This is a genomic window from Allohoeflea poritis (genome assembly GCF_027889715.1).
GTDB lineage: Bacteria > Pseudomonadota > Alphaproteobacteria > Rhizobiales > Rhizobiaceae > Hoeflea_A > Hoeflea_A poritis.
Window position 1 is genome coordinate 336,943 of sequence record NZ_JAPJZH010000003.1, and the last position, 16,561, is coordinate 353,503.

The following is a 16,561-nucleotide window of genomic DNA, read 5'->3' on the forward strand; positions in this document are numbered from 1 at the left end:
GGTAATCCGGTCAGGGAGCCACTTCTAGCAACTGCCGGGCGATGCGTGAACTCGTGGTCAGGTGGGTCACATAGCCACCGCGTATCGCGGCGCGGGCTGACACGGCGCGGCCCTTTCCCGCCGCCACCAGAAGCGCCATTTCCTTGTTTCGCATCTTTTCGAGGGAAACGCCGATCATACGCTCTTCTGTCGCCGTTTTGACCGGCTGACCTTCGGCATCGATCAGGCGCCCGCAGATCACGCCGACAGCGCCCTGCTGCGCGTGATGCTCAAGTTCCTGCGGTCCGACAAGACCGGTCTGCACGATATGGGCCTCGGCATCGCAGGTGCCGCAGGCCAGAACGGTCTTGTTGCAATTCGCCAGCGCGGCCAGTTGTGCGGCAACCACGGGTTCCTCGCAAAGCGTTTCGCGGAGCGCTTTGCTGGTCAGCAAAAGAGGAACGTGCAGGTTGATGCAAAGCCCGCCGAGTTTTTGTGCCAGCACGGATGTACAGGCTTCCGCGGCAAAGCCCAGCGATGCGGGACGCGACCCAAGCAGTTGGACCACCGTGAGGTCCTCGATCGGGGTCGCGGTCATCTGGTGCGCCATCTGGTAGACCGTCTCGCCCCAGGAGACGCCGAGCCGGTCGCCCGGCACGAGCAGCCGCGGCAGCCAATCGGCGGCGGCGCGGGTGACTCTTGCGACCTCGGCTTCCGCATCGGCCGGATCATCCGGCACGACAAGCGCTTCCGACAAGCCGTAAGCGGCGCACAGGTCTTCCGACAGGCGGTGGCCAAGGAAAACGCTGCTGTCCAGATAGACGCGGACCCAGCCGCGCGTCCTTGCCTCGCTCAGATAATTCACCACCGAGGCACGGCTGATTTTCATTCGGTCGGCGATCTCGTTCTGGTTCAGGCCGTTGTGGTAGTACAGCCAGGCCGCCTCGATGAACGGCGCGTCATCGCGATAGGTCATGCGGGCCGGCTCGGCACCGCTCTTTCGCGGCTTGCTGGGCGCGCTTCCTGACACGCTGTCTACTCCACGCCGCGCGCCAGTTCGGGGAACATGTCCGACAACCCTTCGGGCGTGGCGGGGCATATGCCCCGTTCCGTGATCAGTCCGGTGACAAGCCGGTTGGGCGTGACATCGAAGGCCGGGTTGCCGCCCGGCGTGTCATCGGGAGTCAGTTGCACGGACTCGATCGCGCCGGCCTCCGTCTTGCCCTGGACATGCGTCGTCTCGCGCACGTCGCGTTCTTCGATCGGGATTTCGGCCACACCGTTGCTGACGGTCCAGTCGATCGTCGACGACGGCAGGGCGACATAGAACGGAATGTCATTGTCCCTGGCGGCCAGCGCCTTGAGGTAGCTGCCGATCTTGTTGCAGACATCGCCCTGCCGTGTCGTCCGGTCTGTTCCGATGAGCACCATATCGACAAGGCCATGCTGCATCATGTGTCCGCCCGCATTGTCGGTGATGTAGGTATGCGGAACACCATGGCTGCCAAGTTCCCAGGCCGTCAGCGCACCCTGGTTGCGCGGCCGTGTCTCGTCCACCCACACATGCAGCGCAATGCCTTCGTCGTGGGCCTGATACATCGGACTGGTCGCTGTGCCCCAGTCGACCGTCGCGATCCACCCCGCATTGCAATGGGTCAACAGGCGCGTCGGTTCGCCCGCCGGTTTTCTCGCCGCGATCTCGCGGATCAGCGCCAGTCCGTTCTCGCCGATGCGGCGGTTGACCTCGACATCCTCATCGGCAATCTCATGCGCGAGGGTCAGTGCGGCTTCGGCGCGATCCGTTTCGGCCAGCGGCTGCAGGGCCCGGCGGCACCGGTCGAGCGCCCAGCGCAGATTGATTGCCGTGGGGCGGGTCTTTTCCAGATACGCCCAGGCGGCATCCAGATTGGCGTCGGACGGATCCTCGGCCATGGCAAGGGCCATGCCGTAGGCGGCCGTGGCGCCGATAAGCGGCGCGCCGCGGACCCGCATCTCGACGATGGCGGTAGCAAGGTCCTGCAACCTGGCGATCTGCTGGATACGCAGCTCGTGCGGCAGCCAGCGCTGGTCGATGATCTCCAACACGTTGTTTTCGTGGTTCCACCAAAGGGAGCGGTAGTGCGTGCCGTTGATTTTCACAGGAAATCCCTCCCATTGAAGTCCCGGGCCATATCGCAAACAGCCCCGGCGCCCGACAGATTATCGCACATTCGGATCAGATCGGCCCCCAACATGAGGTTCCGGGCCTCAAGACGGGCCCGCACAGTCATGTCCCCGATCTCCTCGAAATCGGCGTTGTGGGCGAGCGACAGGCAGCGGCGATGCATCTCGATGCCGCAAACGCACCAGGCATCGCGCCAGATTCCGGCCAACACGGCATCGCAGGCGGGCACGCTGTCCTGCCCCTGATCCTCGAACAGCGCGGCGGGGTAGAGCATGCCGGTGCGCTCGCTCGCCCACAGCCGCCTGAATTCGGCCTCGAAGACCGCACAGGTTTCCTCAATGACACTCAGGATCCAGCCCTGATAGGTCTCGGCGTCGGCACCGCGATGAGCCGGCTGGCTGAAATAAGCCATCAGGAAGTTCGCGCACAGCATGCCGATGTCGAAACCCATCGGCCCGTACTGCACGAATTCCGGGTCGATAATCCGCGAGCTTGACGGCGTGGACATGATCGAACCCGAATGCAGATCGCCATGCACCATCGTTTCGGTGTTCGACGCGAAACTTTGCAGCATCTGCTGCACCTTCACCTTCAGCGGCACATCCCCGCGCAGTGCGGACACGACCGGTTCGAGACCCTTGGTGTGGTTGTTCATCTCCGCGTCATAGTAAGGGTCGGTAAAGACCAGCGCTTCTGTAATCGCCGGAATTTCCACATTGCCGGCGAACAAGGACACATCCGACTTCTTGTCCGCGCTTGCCATGGAAAGCTCCGAGCCACGGAATGCCGTGCGTGCGCAAAATTCGCCCAGGAATGCCGCCAGCCCCTCCACACGCTCGCCATTGATGAGCTTTCGGCGAAGGATCACGTGCGGCTGGAGAAATTCCATCACAATCAGGGCCTGATCTTCGTCGAAATGAAGTACCGATGGCACCGAGCCAGGCGCGCGCGCCGCCTGACGCGTCAATGCGTGGTATTCATAGTAAGCCCGGTACAGCGGCAGCGGCCAGCTGTCCCCCACCAGCCGCACATAGGGAAGCGCCTGCTTGACGATGACGCTGCCGATCGGGCCGCTGACGATGAAAACAAGGTTGAGATTGCCGTCACCGACCTCCTGAACCGACCATTGGGATGGATCGGCGCCCACCCCCGAAGTGATGGCATCGATCCCGCCGAGCCGCGCGGGCAGCGTCTCGACACTCAAGGCTTTGTATTCTGCGCTGGGGCTCATCGACCATTTTCCATATGTGACTGTTCCCGCCATGCATTAGCAGTCGAATTGTCAAAAGTCAATTGACTTGACTTATGCGTAAAATGGTGAGAAACGTAACACTGCACACCGCCTGGGGAGGAGAAATGTGCCCGAAAAAGCGCTCGAAATAAGGGGTTTGCTCAAGGCATTCGGCAGGAACCAGGTCCTGAAGGGCATCGACCTGTCGCTGGAATCGGGCACCGTAACGGTGCTCATGGGCGCAAACGGCGCGGGCAAATCCACACTTGTCAAAGTGATTTGCGGCCATCACCGTGCCGATGGCGGCGACCTCATGCTGGCGGGACGGCCCTTCTCGCCGGCGGACGCTTCCGACGCAATCTCGAAGGGCGTGGTGACGGTGCACCAGTCGATTGACGACGGCGTGATCCCCGAGCTGGACGTCGCCAACAATCTGATGCTGGACCGGCTGGTCGAAACCGGATCGGGCTTCTTCGTGCATGAAGGCAAATTGCGCAAGGAAGCGCAAAAGGTGGCCGCGTCCATGGGCATTGATGTCGATCTGAAGGCGCGCGTCGCCGATCTTTCGGTCGCGGACCGGCAGATGATCGCCATCGCGCGGGCCATGGCGCGCGCTCCCAAGGTTCTGATCCTCGACGAGCCGACCTCGTCGCTTTCGGCGGCTGAGGCAAACCGGCTCTTCGCGCTGATCGACCGGTTGCGGGACCAGGGCGTCGCGATCCTTTACATCTCGCACCGCCTGTCGGACATCCGCCGCGTGGCCGATCGCATCTTGTGCATGCGGGACGGCTCCATCTCGGGCGTTTTCGAAACACAGCCGCTCGACTACGAAGCCGCCGTGACGGCAATGCTCGGCCACCGCATGACCGAAGTGGATATCAGTGTTGAAAAAGGCGGCGCACCGGTTCTGGAACTGGACGGGATACGGCTTTCGACAGATGGAAACCGCTTCGACCTTTCCGCGCGCGACGGCGAAGTCATCGCGCTGGTCGGCCTTCTGGGAAGCGGCAAGAGCCGCCTCGCCGAAACCATCTACGGCATGGCCCGGCTGGAAGGCGGAGAAATGCGGATAGACGGAAAGCCATTCCGTCCGGCCTCGGTACACGACGCGATTGCGCATGGTGTTTTCATGTCGCCCAAGGACCGGGGGTCCAACGCGGTCATCCCGGCCTTCGACATCGCGAACAACATGACTTTGCCGTTTCTGTCCCGGTTCAGCGCCGGCTCGTTTCTTCAGTCACGCCGCCTGCGATCGCGTTCCCGCGAGATGAACGAGCGGCTCGGCGTCGTCTGCCAGAGCGAAACGGATGGCATCGGAACGCTTTCCGGCGGCAATCAGCAAAAGGTCATGATCGCGCGATGGCTGATGGAGCCGTGCCGGGTCCTCTTGCTCGACGAGCCCTTTCAGGGTGTCGATATCGGCGCCCGGCGCGATATCGGCAGGCAGATCCGCGCCTCGGCCCGGGGGCGGGCAACACTGGTCTTCATGACCGAGATCGACGAGGCACTGGAGATCGCGGACCGCATCGTCGTCATGACCGAAGGCACCATTGCCGGCGAACACATCAACGAAAACATCGACCTTGCCGCACTGGTTTCGGACATCTCCGGCACCGAAGCGGGCCTTGCAGGACACAGCGCATGAACGACCGTATTCTGGATTTCGCAATCAAATACGGATTCCTGATCCTGCTGGTGGGGCTGGTGATCTATTTCAGCCTTTCCGCGCCCGGGTTTTCCAGTCCGCGCTCGGCCGTGTTCGTGCTGCAGTCGGTCGCCATTACCGGGATCCTCGCGCTCGGCGTAACCTGCACGCTGGTGGTGGACGGCTTCGACCTTTCGATCGGAGCGGTGGCGACCTCGGCGCTGATGCTGTCGGCCTATTCCATGGTCATTCTGGAGCAACCGGCCTTCGTGGCGGTGCTTCTGTGCCTCCTCATAGGCGCGTTTGTGGGGCTGATCAACGGTCTGCTCATCGTGAAATTCCGGGTGCCGGACCTGTTGGCGACGCTTGGCATGATGTTCCTGCTGATCGGATTGCAGCGCATCCCGACGCAGGGCAACTCGATCGCAACCGGCATGTCCCTCGGCAATGGCGTGGTGGCGGAGGGGACATTCAGCCAGGCCTTCCTGTGGATCGGCCGTCACCGGTTCGATTTCTTCGTCGAGCGGCTGGTGCCGATGCCGGTGGTGATCTTTCTGGTCATTGCGGTGCTGATCTGGCTGTTCCTCGGCTTCACCCGCCATGGCCGCCTGATGTATGCGATCGGATCGAATGAGCGCGCGGCCGGCCTGGTCGGCGCACCGGTGAACACCTACAAGGTCGTTGCCTACATGATCTCCGGCGTGACCGCCTCGATCGGCGGCATATTGCTGGCGGCGCGGCTGGGCCGTGGGGATATCGCCAGCGGCAACAACCTGCTCCTGGACAGTGTCGCTGCCGCGCTCATCGGTTTCGCCGTCCTCGGCGCCGCACGGCCCAATGCGTTCGGAACGGCCATCGGCGCCCTCTTCGTCGGCATCCTGCTGCAGGGCATGACGATGATGAACGCGCCCTACTACACCCAGGATTTCGTCAAGGGCGCCGTGCTCGTCGCGGCGCTTGTATTCACTTTCTACCTGTCCTCGCGCCGCACCGGGGCCGGACACTGATCGATCAACAGCAAGGGAGGAATTCAATCATGCTGAGACGTAACTTTATCGCGCTGGCGGGCGCCGCCACAATGGCGCTCGGAGGCCTTCCGGCCATGGCATCGGACATGCCGGCGCCCTTCGACAAACCCGAGGATGTGACCATCGCGCTGGTGCGTTACCTTTCCACCGGCGATTTCTTCCAGGCCTATCTGTCGGGCGTCGAGAGCCAGGCCGCAGCGCTGGGCGTGGAATTGCGCGTCTTCGACAGCCGTCAGGACGCGGCACTTCAGGCCGATATGGTCGACCAGGCCATCGCGCTCGGCGTGGACGGCATCGTCATCCAGCACGGCCTGACCGAATCCATGAAGGAAGCGGCACAGCGGGCCGTGGACGCCGGCATCAAGGTCGTGGCCTTCGACGTGAACGTTGAAAACGAGGCGATCCCGCAGATCGAACAGTCGGACTATCTGCTGGGCAAAATGGCTCTGGATCAGGCGCTCGAGGACAATGGCAACGCATTTACCGCCGGCTATGTCTATGTGCCCGGCATCGCACCGCTTGACCGCCGCCATGTCGCCTGGGAGGAGGTCAAGGCCGCGAATCCCAGCATCACCGAGGCTGCGCAGTTCGGCACGCTGGACAATCCGATCGCCAACTCGATCGCAAACCAGGCGCGGGCCGTGCTTCAGGCCAACCCGACCATCAATGTGGTCTTCGCCCCGTATGACGAGTTTGCCAAGGGTGTGAAAATTGCCGTGGATGAGGCCGGGCTGACCGATGACATAGACATCTATTCGGCGGACGTTTCCACCGCCGACATTTCGGCCATGCGCGAGCCTGGTTCGGCCTGGGTTGCGACCGTGGCGACCAACCCGGCGGTCGTCGGTGAGGCTTCGGTACGGGCCCTTGCCCTGATGCTGGCGGGCGAAGACCCGGGTGCTTCGGTTATCGTTCCGCCCACGCTGATCACCCAGTCGTTCCTGAACGAACAGGATATCAAGAACATGGATGATCTGGGCGAAAAGATGCCCCAGTTCCGGCATGCCGATGTGGCCATGTCCGACTGGATGCCACTGCCCCCGCGCTGAGAAAGCCCAAACTCTCCGTCCCGGCCCCCGGGTGGGCCGGGACCCGTTCCAAATACGGAAAACCGCCACGGATTCCGCCCGTTGTCATGATTTTTCCGGAGACTAGCGCCACGCATATTTGGCGGATGTGATCACTGGAACGCGTATCAAGGCACGAGGCGTTTGCCGCAGTTCCCCCTTTCTACATAAATCACTACGCTTTCGCTGGTTCAAAAAGTGCACCGAGCGTGTGGTCTGCCGCGCAGACCATCAGAAATACCGTAGAAGCCGCAATAGCGAGGGCGTTTCTGGAAGGACGCGTCTTGCGTCGGGCTAAGCCGCGCGGTCAGGTTTTTTGTATTTTTTCAGGATTTTTTCGTATACATTTATGCGATGAACGCGTTTCGGATTCCGCAAGGCCGCTATGAAATCACCGCCCGGTTGGATGACAGGGTGCGGGCGCTTTCGCGGGCAAAGCCCCGCGTCAATCAGACTGCTTTTCCAATCTTCGCTTTTGTCGGCGCGCTGGGCGGGATGGGGCTCAAAATCAAGGATCTGTCCGAAGCGCTCGGCCTGGCGTTTGACCTGGGTCCGGTACTGGCGCGCAGCCGGTTGAGCTTTGCGGCCCCGCTGCTGGTGGACCGGGTCTATGCCGTTGATGCCGACATCGACATGCTCGTCAACAAGCCGAGCCGGACCTACGGAACCGCGGATCACCTCCATCTGGCCATCCGTTTAAGCACCGAAAAACTGCACAGCACCGCGCGGCTGCATATAATTTTTCCCGGGAGACAGGAATGAAAAGACCATTCGACAACATATCCGGACCGGAGATGGCGCAATGGTGTGAACTTCTGGCGGATGACAATGCCATACACCTTTCAAGGGAAGCCGCAAGCGCGGCCGGCTACGGGCCGCACCGAGTTAACCCCGGCCCTGCAAATCTCTCCTATCTGCTTTCGTGCCTGCCCCCGGAGGCCGAGGAAACACTGACCGATGTCGACGCCCATTACGCCGGTGTCGTCCTTGAGGGCGATGATCTGAGCGCCACCCTCGAAGGCGAAAGGGCGGTGCTGGCGCGCGACGGTTCGGCGCTGGTGACCGCGACGTTCGGCACAAAAAGATGAACCCGTTCGAAGCCTCGCAAAGCACCGTTTATCCGCTCGTGGCCATGCGCGCGAAGGTATCGCCCGACGCCTCTGCCCTGATGGACGGCCACCGGAAATTGACCTACGGGCAATTGGTCGAAAAGGTCGACCGGGTCGCTGCCGACCTTGCGGGGCGTAAAGTCGCGCGCGGCGACCGAATCGCAGTCATTTCCGAGAACTGTATTGAATACACAATCTTGCAGCTCGCCGCCGCCAAGCTCGGAGTGATAACCGCCTGCCAGAACTGGCGTCTGGCCGCCGGGGAACTGTCCTACTGCATAGAGCTGGTGGAGCCGCGCCTTGTCGCGGCCTCGGACCGATATCTCGATCTTGCAGCCGAAACGGCCGGAGATGTTCCGGTCTGCCGCATGGACGGTTTCGACGCGGATGGACAAACGGAGTGTGCCGCCCAACCGGAAGACGGGCTGTTCATCATCTTCACCTCCGGAACCACCGGCCGACCAAAAGCGGCGGTTATCTCGCATCGTGCCCAGCTTACGCGCATGGCCGGGTCCAGGCTCGACCTCGGCATGCGCCAGTCTGACGGATATATCTCATGGGCACCCATGTTCCACATGGGTGGAACGGAGCATCTCGTGTCGACCCTCATGTGCGGCGGCCCCGGTTACGTTTTTGACGGCTTTGATGCCGATCAGATTATCGACGCTCTGGAAGCCTGCCACATCGGCTGGCTGTTGCTGGTTCCGGCCACCATCGAACCGCTGATCGCGCGCCTGCGGGAACGCCAGCCGCGTATCAGGACAGTGCGCGCCGTCGGTTGCATGGCGGATCTCGTGCCGCGTTCGGTGATGGATGAGATTTCCACCTTACTCGATGCCCCCTTCCTGAATTCCTTCGGTTCGACCGAAACCGGTCTGCCGCCCCTTTCGGGCGACCTGATAGCACCGGGGAGCGAGCGCGAATCGCTGGCCAAGCGATTGTCGGTTCTGACCGAACTGCGCCTTGTCGGCGCTGACGGCCGGGACGTTGCCGACGGTGAGGCCGGGGAAGCGTGGGTTCGGGGACCGACATTGTTCTCCGGCTACTGGAACAATCCCGAGGCGAATGCCAGGGATTTCGACCAAGGCTGGTTCCACATGGGCGACATGTTTCGCGTGACCGCGCACGGTTACGAATTCACCGGACGGTCGAAATACCTCATCAAGTCGGGAGGCGAAAACATCTACCCGGCCGAGATAGAACGCATCCTCCTGGCCGATGCGCGCGTGGCGGACGCCATCGTCGTCAAGAAACCCGATACGCGCTGGGGCGAGGTTCCCGTTGCTGTCGTCGCACGGAACTCGGACGCGCTGACGGAGGAACTGGTGATGGAGATGTGCCGGACCGAGCTGGCCGGATATAAATGCCCGAAGAAGGTCGTCTTCGTCGCGCTTGAGGACCTGCCGCGCTCGGTTTCGGGAAAGATTGTGCGTGAAGCGGTCGAGGAGATGGTCGCGGCCTGAACGGAGCCACGCCTATCCGCCGTCAAAGCCTTCGGCGAGCAAAACGTTGGTGGCGCGAACAAGACGCTGCGCCCGCTCGAGCGGTGAAACGCCCTTGTCGGCTAGGCGTTTGAGCGGCGCCTCGATGTCGACCGGACAATCGGCCGGGAGCGCCGCCAGAAAGGCCGGCAACGGAAACTCCCCCTCGCCGGGAATACCGCGATTGTGCAGAGCTTCCCCGAAACCGCCCTCGGGTACGTCAAGCGGACCGTCGCATATCTGTGCCGCGCCGATCAGCCGCGAATCCGTCGCCTTGAGATCCGCGATATTGCCGCCCGTGCGAATGAGGTGGAGCACATCAACGAGCAGGCTGAGGTTGTTGTGACCGCTTTTGGTCACCAACAACGCGCCAGCCTCGATGGACTGTAACTTCGAGAACTTCATGAACTCGATGGACACGGCAATGCCGTGCGCCTGCGCGAGCTCCGCGAATTGCGCCATCCGCGCCGCGGCGCGCCCGGGGTCCGGGTCCTGCACCAGCGCCGTCAGGCGCCGGGCGCCGATTTCCGCTCCGACGTCGAGCGCCTGCTCGAAATCGGCGAAATCGGTCTCTGGACCTATGGAGAAACAGTCGATGTTGTGAACCTGGACATCATGGGTTCGGCAGGCCGCGACGAATTCCTTGCTTTCCCGCCCGGCTTTGACCAGCGGGAAGACGTCAAGATCGGCCGATGGCGGAGTAACGAATACCGATACACGCGAAAGACCGGCTTCCCGCGCGATCCCGGGCAGCTCCACGGGCGCGACATCCATAAGGCAAAGTTGGTGCAGGGCCAGCGGATGCGTCACGTCAGGTGTCCCGGCAATGGCATAAGGACTGTGCAAACTCTCTGACCGGTGCTGCCGGCAAATGGCGCGCACGGGGCACAAACCGGAGATTCAAGTCGCGCGTGGCGGTACGGCCTGGTGACATGCGAAATCTCTCCTCCCTCGCAAGCCGCGCTGCCACAGACCACCGCGGCTCGCAGCCTATTTGGTTTTGTATTATAATTTCGTTTTCTAAATATGCAAAATTTCCTCAAACGATGTCAGTCGGCGTCAATCCCGCACTTTTTTCTCAGCAAAGCTGTTCAATTTCCTCTGCAATAAGCAAATTTTTTCTTGTATACAGATACCACGTTTTTCATATTCATATGAAACGCTGCAGAGGCCCGGACCTCTGATGGAGGACAGCGATGCTGGAATTTCAGAACTATACGGCGGTCACGACCGTAGGCGATCTGCTAATGCACGCCGCGCGGACGCACGGGAAAAAACAGGCGCTGGTTTTTCCGGACCGTCAGCGCAGTTTCAAGGAGTTGCAGGCTGGCGCCACAAGGATGGCACGCGGGCTGAGAGCGATGGGCGTGAGACCCGGCGATCATGTGGGTATACTTCTGCCCTCATCCATCGAAACGGCCGAGGCTTTTTTCGGCATTGCGCTCCTCGGTGCGGTTTCGGTTCCCATCAATGCCCGCTTCAGATCGCGGGAACTCACCTATATCGCCGACAATGCCGACCTCGTCGCCATTGTTACAAGCGGCAAGGTGGCTGACAGCGTCAACTTCGTCGAGCGGTTGAACGAGAGCTTTCCGGAACTCGCGCATCAACCCATGGACGCTGAACTCGATATGGATGGCGCGCGCCGGCTGAAGCGGATCGTCCTGATAAACGAGGACCATGCGCCGGGTTTTACTTCGGCGGACACTTTCGCCAGGGGCGCTGACGCGGTCCGGGAAGACGAGATTTCACATTTGAGGGCCCGTGTGCGCGTTTCAGACACGGCGCTCATTCTCTACACATCCGGAACCACCTCGAACCCGAAAGGATGCCTCATCGCCCACGAGGCCATTGTCAGAACCGGCCAGGCCATGGCGCGGCGCTACGAGATGACCGAAAAGGACGTCTTCTGGTCGCCCCTGCCCATGTACCATATCGGAGCGATGTTCCCGCTGTGCGCCGCCTACTCCGTGGGAGCGACCTATCTGTCGATGCAGCACTTCGAGGCCGGCGCCGCCATGGAGATGATCGAACGCGACCGGGCCACCATCGCCTACCCGACGTTCAGCACATTCATCGCCGACATGATCTACCACGAGGATTTCGCACGGCGCGACCTCGGTTCCATCCGGATCATGAATTCGAACATGGCCATGCAGCCCGCCAGCTTCGCAAAGTCGATCCAGGACAAGATTCCGGGCATTATCCAGGTGGGAACCTACGGAATGACCGAAACCTCTGGCGCGGTGTCCACGAGTTTTCCCAGCGACAGCTACGAATCGCGGACCCGCAGGCTCGGCAAACCGTTTGACGGTCTCGAAGTTGAAATCCGCCGCCCCGACGGGTCGACATGCGCCCGGGACGAAGTCGGCGAAATCTGCGTGCGCGGCTTTTCCGTCTTTATCGCATATTACAAGGACGCCGAGAAGACCCGCGAGGCAAAGCGGGACGGCTGGTTCCACACCGGGGACCTCGGCTCGATGGATGCGGAGGGAACGATGATGTTTCACGGGCGTCTGAAGGACATGCTGAAGGTCGGCGGCGAAAATGTCGCCGCGCAGGAAATCGAATCCCTCATCGGCGGACACGAAGCCGTAAAGCTTTGCCAGGTGGTCGGCCGCCCTGACCCGAGATTGCAGGAAGTGCCGGTCGCTTTCGTCGAACTGAAGCCGGGGAAGAGCACGACCAGGGACGACATCATCGACTTCTGCAAGGGCAAGGTCGCGAGTTTCAAGGTTCCGCGCGATGTACGCTTTATAGAGGAATGGCCGATGTCGGCATCAAAAATTCAAAAATTCAGGCTGCAGGAAATGCTGGAGGGTGAACCAGCGCAATAATCAGGCTGGGACCATTCCAAGGTTCGGTACGCCTAGTCTTCCGGGGCCAGCGTGACCCGGATTCCGTCCAGCCCATCCGTCATTTCGATTTGGCAGGACAGGCGCGAATTCTCCTTGTAGTGTTCCGAAAATTCCACCAGTTCGAACTCGTCCGCGGACTGTTCTTCCAGCTTTTCCATCCAGGCCGGATCCACATAGACATGGCACGTCGCGCAAGAGCACATTCCGCCGCAGATCGCCGCGATATCGAGTCCGCCGACATTGCGCAGGTTCAGCATCAGTGACATGCCGGATTCGCCTTCGATCACCGTTTCCGTCCCGTTGCGGTCGACTGCATGGATTTTCGGCATGCGGGCTCCCTCCGTTTCCCGATAATTGCATTATTATAATTTGATATCAGTATACAATTTCACGAGAAAATTCAATCCAACGCGATCCGGGCCGTTGCGCCGTCCCAGTTTTCCGCAGCCGATTCGATTTTCTTGAAGAACTGCAGCAGCCCCGGTGAGGGCTGGACCAGCTCGAGAACACGGCCATGGTTGCCGGGATCCGTATCCAGATAGGCAAACGGAATCCCGGCAGCCGTGGACCCGCCCATCAACACGGATACATCGCGTTCCTGCCAGCTTGCGAGATCGGCGGCGAGATCGTCGCTCAGAGCGCAGACATGGTGCAGACCGCCACCTTTTTCCGAGATAAAGTCGGAATATGCGGACACCCCGCCCCCTGTTTGCTGAATAATCTCGATCTGGATGCCGCGGTGGCTGGCGAGCGCCGCGCAGATTTGCGCATCACACGGCTCGCCCCGATAATGGACCTCGGCAAACGGCACATTCCTTGTAACAAAGAAGGGGCCGACCCCGAGAACGCGCACCCAATGCTCGATAGCGGCGTCCATGTCTTTCACGACGTAACCCAGTTGAACGATGTCGCCAAAACCTGTTGCCATTGGCCGGCCCTTAAAAAATACGAAACTTGCACTTTCCATATACGAGAAGGCTATATAAAATACAATGCACATGGAAAAATTACGCTTCTCGATGTCCACCGGGAGAAGGAGGTTGCAATGAATTCCGAAGAGATTCAGGGGATCCTTGATCAACAGGCATATGAATCCAAACGGAGCGGACCGCCCGAAGGTTTTCCCACATTGCCCGATATTCCCGGTGACCGCTATGTGGACCCGGAGTTCAATCGACTTGAAATCGAACGGATGTGGCACAGGTCCTGGGTCTATGCCATTCATTCCGACGAAGTGCCGGATGTCGGCTCCTACGTGCAATGGACACGGCTCGGCGAACCGCTCTTCTTCATTCGCGGAGAAGATGAAACCATCCGTTGCTTTTACAACACCTGCCGCCACCGTGGCGCGCCGGTCGTAACCGAAGCGTCCGGAAAATCCCGTGGCGTGTCATGCAAATATCACGGCTGGACCTACAATACGCGGGGCGAACTCATCAACCTGAGGGACCGGCGCGATTTCGTCGACCTTGACCTGACCTGCCGGTCGCTCATCGAGGTGCGCTGCGAAAACATCGGCAACCTTTATTTCGTCAACCTCGACGACGATGCCGAACCCTTGCGCGACTATCTCGGACCGATCGCCGCCAATTTCGACGAATTCCGGCCGGACACCTTGATGCTGATCGACAAGACCGCGATCAAGGTCGACTGTAACGTGAAAGTGCTGCTCGATGCCTTTCTTGAAGTCTATCACCTGAAGTCCATTCACCAGAACACCGTCGACCGCTTTCTCGATCACCGGGGCAGCGCCATCACGCTCTGGCCGGACGGCCACAGCCGTATGGTTACGCCCTACAAGCGCGCGGGCTGGACCGACCCCGGAGTGAAGGGGCTTCCCGAAGTCGAAGGAATGGACCCATGGTTCAAGGAAACGAATTACTCGGTTCTGGCCTATCCGAACCTTGTTTCGCCGGTCGCGAATGCCGGAATACCTGTCCTGTGCTTCTGGCCTGACACTATCGATACGATGACCATTGAGGTGCATTGGTTCGCACCGTCCTGGGGCGACGGGCCGCGCCCGGAGGTGTGGGACACGCGGCTTGAGAATTTCCTCGCCATTCTCGACGAAGACCTGCAATTCGCCGACAAGATCCAAAAGTCCGTTGAGAGCAAAGGGCTGCGCGGATTTCCTTTGAACTATCAGGAACGGCGCATTTACCATTGGCACGAGGAACTCGACCGCCGCATCGGGACAGCAGACATTCCGGATCGGCTGCGCGTGCGTGAACGGCTTGGTAGCTGGGTGACCACTCCCGAAGCGGCCCAAGCGCCTCAATCCGCCGCTGAAATGGCCGAAACCTGATTGCTGCAATATGTCGAACAACACGGATAGGCCCGTCCTGACCGAGCGCCGCGGTGCGGTCCAGGTCATCACCTTGAACAGACCCGGCGTTTCAAATGCCGTGGACGCGGAAGGGTCCTATCTTGTCGACCGTTTCATAAGAGAGGCCGAGGCAGCGCCCGAAGTCGGCGCCATCGTTCTGACGGGAACGGGCGAACGCGCCTTCTGCGCGGGCATGGATCTGAAGGAGGCCGCGAGACGCGGTGCCGGCGGTGGGCTGGTGCCGGGCGCAGGGTTCTGTGGCCTGACCGAACGGGTGGTTGCGAAACCGGTCCTTGGCGCGATCAACGGAGCGGCGGTGGCCGGTGGTTTTGAAATCGCGCTGGCTTGCGACATGCTGGTCGCGGCGGAGCATGCCGTGTTCGGACTTTCCGAAGTCAAGCGCGGCATGGTCGCCTTCAGCGGCGGTGTCCAGCGTCTCGCCCAGCAACTGCCCCGTCAGATCGCGATGGAGATGGTGACCGTCGGCACACTGTTGCCCGCCCGGCGCCTGGAAGCCCTCGGCATCGTGAACCGGGTGGTCCCGGGTGAGCGTGTGCTTGACGAAACCGTGGCGCTTGCCGACGCCATGCTTGAGAATTCCTGGAATGCCGTCTGCTTCGGGAAGGAACTGTTCAATCACGCGATGAACGAGCCGCTCCCCGACGCGATTGCGCGGGGGCACGCCAATGCCGACCGGCTCATGCGATCCGAGGACAGCCGCGAGGGCATTGCCGCCTATGCGGAACACCGCGACGCCGATTTCAAGAAGGACAACCGGTCATGAGCGACAAGCATCCCGCGAAATGGGGTTTGACACCGCAGGAAATGGCCACGCTCCCCACCGTATTTTCGCCAGACCTTCTTTCCGGGCAGCGGTTTCTCGTGACCGGAGGATCGCAGGGAATGGGAAAGGCGATGGTTTTCCTGCTGGCCCGGCTCGGTGCGAAAGTGATGATCTGCGGGCGGACCGAGGAAAAACTGGCGCGAACCAAAAGCGAGGTCAAGGAGCTTCTGGGCGCCGATATCTCCTATCGGGCAATGTCGATCCGCGACACCGACCAGGTTGACGCGCTGCTGGACGCCACATTCGAGGAATTCGGCGGTCTCGACACGCTGGTCAACAATGCGGGCGGCCAGTTTCCGCAGGATGCGATCGACTTCACGCGCAAGGGCTGGGCCGCCGTTATCGATCTCAATCTCAATGGAACCTGGTGGATGATGCAGGGCGCCGCCCAGCGCTGGCGCGACCGAGGCGAAGGCGGCCATATCGTTTCGAACGTGGCCCATGTCGAGCGCGGAATGCCGCAAGCCGCCCATACCTGCGCCGCCCGGGCCGGCGTCATTTACCTCACACGCACCGTTGCGACGGAGTGGGCTCCGCTCGGCATCCGGGTGAACTGCGTTGCGCCGGGCGCCATTGCCACGGAAGGGCTGTCACAGTATCCGCCGGAAGCGACCAGGAGATTGGGCAATGTCAACCCGATGCGCCGGATGGGCAGCGGCTGGGACGTGGCCGAAGGCGTCGTCTATCTTTCGGCTCCGTCCGGGAACTTCATCACAGGCGAAATCCTGACAATCGATGGCGGTATGCGCATGTGGGGCACGGTATGGCCTGCCGGCGTACCGGAGCATTTCCAGGTTTAGAGCCCATTCGGAAGTGAGCGATCGGGCTC

Annotated in this window: 16 protein-coding genes; 10 read left to right on the plus strand and 6 right to left on the minus strand. The window is 61.1% G+C overall.

All coding sequences use genetic code 11. From position 1 onward, the window contains the following. Positions 1-10: 10 nt before the first annotated feature. From OOZ53_RS06930 to mtnK, 3 genes are read right to left on the minus strand one after another with little or no spacing between them, the layout of a single operon-like run. Positions 11-1,009, minus strand: a complete 999-nt coding sequence (locus OOZ53_RS06930) for a sugar-binding transcriptional regulator (RefSeq protein ID WP_271088637.1) — start codon at positions 1,007-1,009, stop codon at positions 11-13. Between the two features lie 5 nt (positions 1,010-1,014). Continuing rightward, complete coding sequence (gene mtnA / locus OOZ53_RS06935; protein ID WP_271088638.1) at positions 1,015-2,118, minus strand: S-methyl-5-thioribose-1-phosphate isomerase; 1,104 nt, start codon at positions 2,116-2,118, stop codon at positions 1,015-1,017. Then, a complete protein-coding gene (gene mtnK / locus OOZ53_RS06940) occupies positions 2,115-3,374 on the minus strand; it encodes an S-methyl-5-thioribose kinase (RefSeq protein ID WP_271088639.1) in 1,260 nt (419 codons plus the stop codon). Before mtnK ends, mtnA begins: the two co-directional genes overlap by 4 nt. 127 nt (positions 3,375-3,501) lie before the next feature. Here mtnK and OOZ53_RS06945 point away from each other — a divergent pair, with 127 nt between their 5' ends. The 6 genes from OOZ53_RS06945 to OOZ53_RS06970 all read left to right on the plus strand — a co-directional run bounded on the left by OOZ53_RS06945 (position 3,502) and on the right by OOZ53_RS06970 (position 9,686). Next, positions 3,502-5,019 carry a sugar ABC transporter ATP-binding protein gene (locus OOZ53_RS06945; RefSeq protein WP_271088640.1) on the plus strand — a complete coding sequence of 506 codons (1,518 nt, stop codon included), beginning with the start codon at positions 3,502-3,504 and terminating at the stop codon, positions 5,017-5,019. Further along, complete coding sequence (locus tag OOZ53_RS06950; RefSeq protein ID WP_271088641.1) at positions 5,016-6,026, plus strand: ABC transporter permease; 1,011 nt, start codon at positions 5,016-5,018, stop codon at positions 6,024-6,026. Before OOZ53_RS06945 ends, OOZ53_RS06950 begins: the two co-directional genes overlap by 4 nt. 29 nt (positions 6,027-6,055) lie before the next feature. Continuing rightward, positions 6,056-7,096 (plus strand): substrate-binding domain-containing protein, encoded by a 1,041-nt coding sequence (locus tag OOZ53_RS06955; protein WP_271088642.1) that lies wholly within the window; start codon positions 6,056-6,058, stop codon positions 7,094-7,096. A 432-nt stretch (positions 7,097-7,528) separates the two neighbouring features. Next, positions 7,529-7,876: a hypothetical protein gene (locus OOZ53_RS06960; protein ID WP_271088643.1), complete on the plus strand. Its 348-nt coding sequence runs from the start codon at positions 7,529-7,531 to the stop codon at positions 7,874-7,876. Beyond that, positions 7,873-8,202, plus strand: coding sequence for a hypothetical protein (locus tag OOZ53_RS06965; RefSeq protein WP_271088644.1), 330 nt, complete (start codon positions 7,873-7,875; stop codon positions 8,200-8,202). Before OOZ53_RS06960 ends, OOZ53_RS06965 begins: the two co-directional genes overlap by 4 nt. Continuing rightward, entirely contained in the window at positions 8,199-9,686 is a 1,488-nt protein-coding gene (locus tag OOZ53_RS06970; protein ID WP_271088645.1) for a class I adenylate-forming enzyme family protein, read from the plus strand. The genes OOZ53_RS06965 and OOZ53_RS06970 overlap by 4 nt, the downstream gene beginning before the upstream one ends. Before the next feature lie 12 nt (positions 9,687-9,698). Here the strand turns inward: OOZ53_RS06970 and OOZ53_RS06975 are convergent, their stop codons facing one another. Next, positions 9,699-10,514, minus strand: coding sequence for a sugar phosphate isomerase/epimerase family protein (locus OOZ53_RS06975; RefSeq protein WP_271088646.1), 816 nt, complete (start codon positions 10,512-10,514; stop codon positions 9,699-9,701). Positions 10,515-10,900: 386 nt separating this feature from the next. Between OOZ53_RS06975 and OOZ53_RS06980 the strand changes: the two genes are divergently transcribed. Continuing rightward, positions 10,901-12,541 carry a class I adenylate-forming enzyme family protein gene (locus OOZ53_RS06980; RefSeq protein WP_271088647.1) on the plus strand — a complete coding sequence of 547 codons (1,641 nt, stop codon included), beginning with the start codon at positions 10,901-10,903 and terminating at the stop codon, positions 12,539-12,541. A 32-nt stretch (positions 12,542-12,573) separates the two neighbouring features. Here OOZ53_RS06980 and OOZ53_RS06985 read toward each other — a convergent pair whose 3' ends face one another. Beyond that, complete coding sequence (locus OOZ53_RS06985) at positions 12,574-12,891, minus strand: 2Fe-2S iron-sulfur cluster-binding protein (protein WP_271088648.1); 318 nt, start codon at positions 12,889-12,891, stop codon at positions 12,574-12,576. A 71-nt stretch (positions 12,892-12,962) separates the two neighbouring features. Further along, positions 12,963-13,643 (minus strand): VOC family protein, encoded by a 681-nt coding sequence (locus tag OOZ53_RS06990; RefSeq protein ID WP_271088650.1) that lies wholly within the window; start codon positions 13,641-13,643, stop codon positions 12,963-12,965. Here OOZ53_RS06990 and OOZ53_RS06995 point away from each other — a divergent pair. The 3 genes from OOZ53_RS06995 to OOZ53_RS07005 are packed head-to-tail and all read left to right on the plus strand — an operon-like array spanning position 13,608 to position 16,532. Continuing rightward, the gene (locus tag OOZ53_RS06995) at positions 13,608-14,867 is read left to right on the plus strand and encodes an aromatic ring-hydroxylating oxygenase subunit alpha (RefSeq protein ID WP_271088651.1); all 1,260 of its coding nucleotides are present in this window, start codon (positions 13,608-13,610) and stop codon (positions 14,865-14,867) included. The two genes, OOZ53_RS06990 and OOZ53_RS06995, sit on opposite strands and share 36 nt — an antisense overlap. Before the next feature lie 10 nt (positions 14,868-14,877). Then, positions 14,878-15,672: an enoyl-CoA hydratase-related protein gene (locus OOZ53_RS07000; RefSeq protein WP_271088653.1), complete on the plus strand. Its 795-nt coding sequence runs from the start codon at positions 14,878-14,880 to the stop codon at positions 15,670-15,672. Then, entirely contained in the window at positions 15,669-16,532 is an 864-nt protein-coding gene (locus tag OOZ53_RS07005; protein WP_271088656.1) for an SDR family oxidoreductase, read from the plus strand. Before OOZ53_RS07000 ends, OOZ53_RS07005 begins: the two co-directional genes overlap by 4 nt. Positions 16,533-16,561 lie beyond the last annotated feature (29 nt).

Excerpts from the sequence above, each read along its gene's own strand:
- OOZ53_RS06955 (WP_271088642.1), top strand. The coding sequence starts at position 6,056 with ATGCTGAGACGTAACTTTATCGCGCTGGCGGGCGCCGCCACAATGGCG.
- OOZ53_RS06950 (WP_271088641.1), top strand. The coding sequence starts at position 5,016 with ATGAACGACCGTATTCTGGATTTCGCAATCAAATACGGATTCCTGATC.
- mtnK (WP_271088639.1), bottom strand. The coding sequence starts at position 3,374 with ATGAGCCCCAGCGCAGAATACAAAGCCTTGAGTGTCGAGACGCTGCCC.
- OOZ53_RS06995 (WP_271088651.1), top strand. The coding sequence starts at position 13,608 with ATGAATTCCGAAGAGATTCAGGGGATCCTTGATCAACAGGCATATGAA.
- OOZ53_RS06965 (WP_271088644.1), top strand. The coding sequence starts at position 7,873 with ATGAAAAGACCATTCGACAACATATCCGGACCGGAGATGGCGCAATGG.
- OOZ53_RS06985 (WP_271088648.1), bottom strand. The coding sequence starts at position 12,891 with ATGCCGAAAATCCATGCAGTCGACCGCAACGGGACGGAAACGGTGATC.
- OOZ53_RS06980 (WP_271088647.1), top strand. The coding sequence starts at position 10,901 with ATGCTGGAATTTCAGAACTATACGGCGGTCACGACCGTAGGCGATCTG.
- OOZ53_RS06970 (WP_271088645.1), top strand. The coding sequence starts at position 8,199 with ATGAACCCGTTCGAAGCCTCGCAAAGCACCGTTTATCCGCTCGTGGCC.
- OOZ53_RS07005 (WP_271088656.1), top strand. The coding sequence starts at position 15,669 with ATGAGCGACAAGCATCCCGCGAAATGGGGTTTGACACCGCAGGAAATG.
- OOZ53_RS07000 (WP_271088653.1), top strand. The coding sequence starts at position 14,878 with ATGTCGAACAACACGGATAGGCCCGTCCTGACCGAGCGCCGCGGTGCG.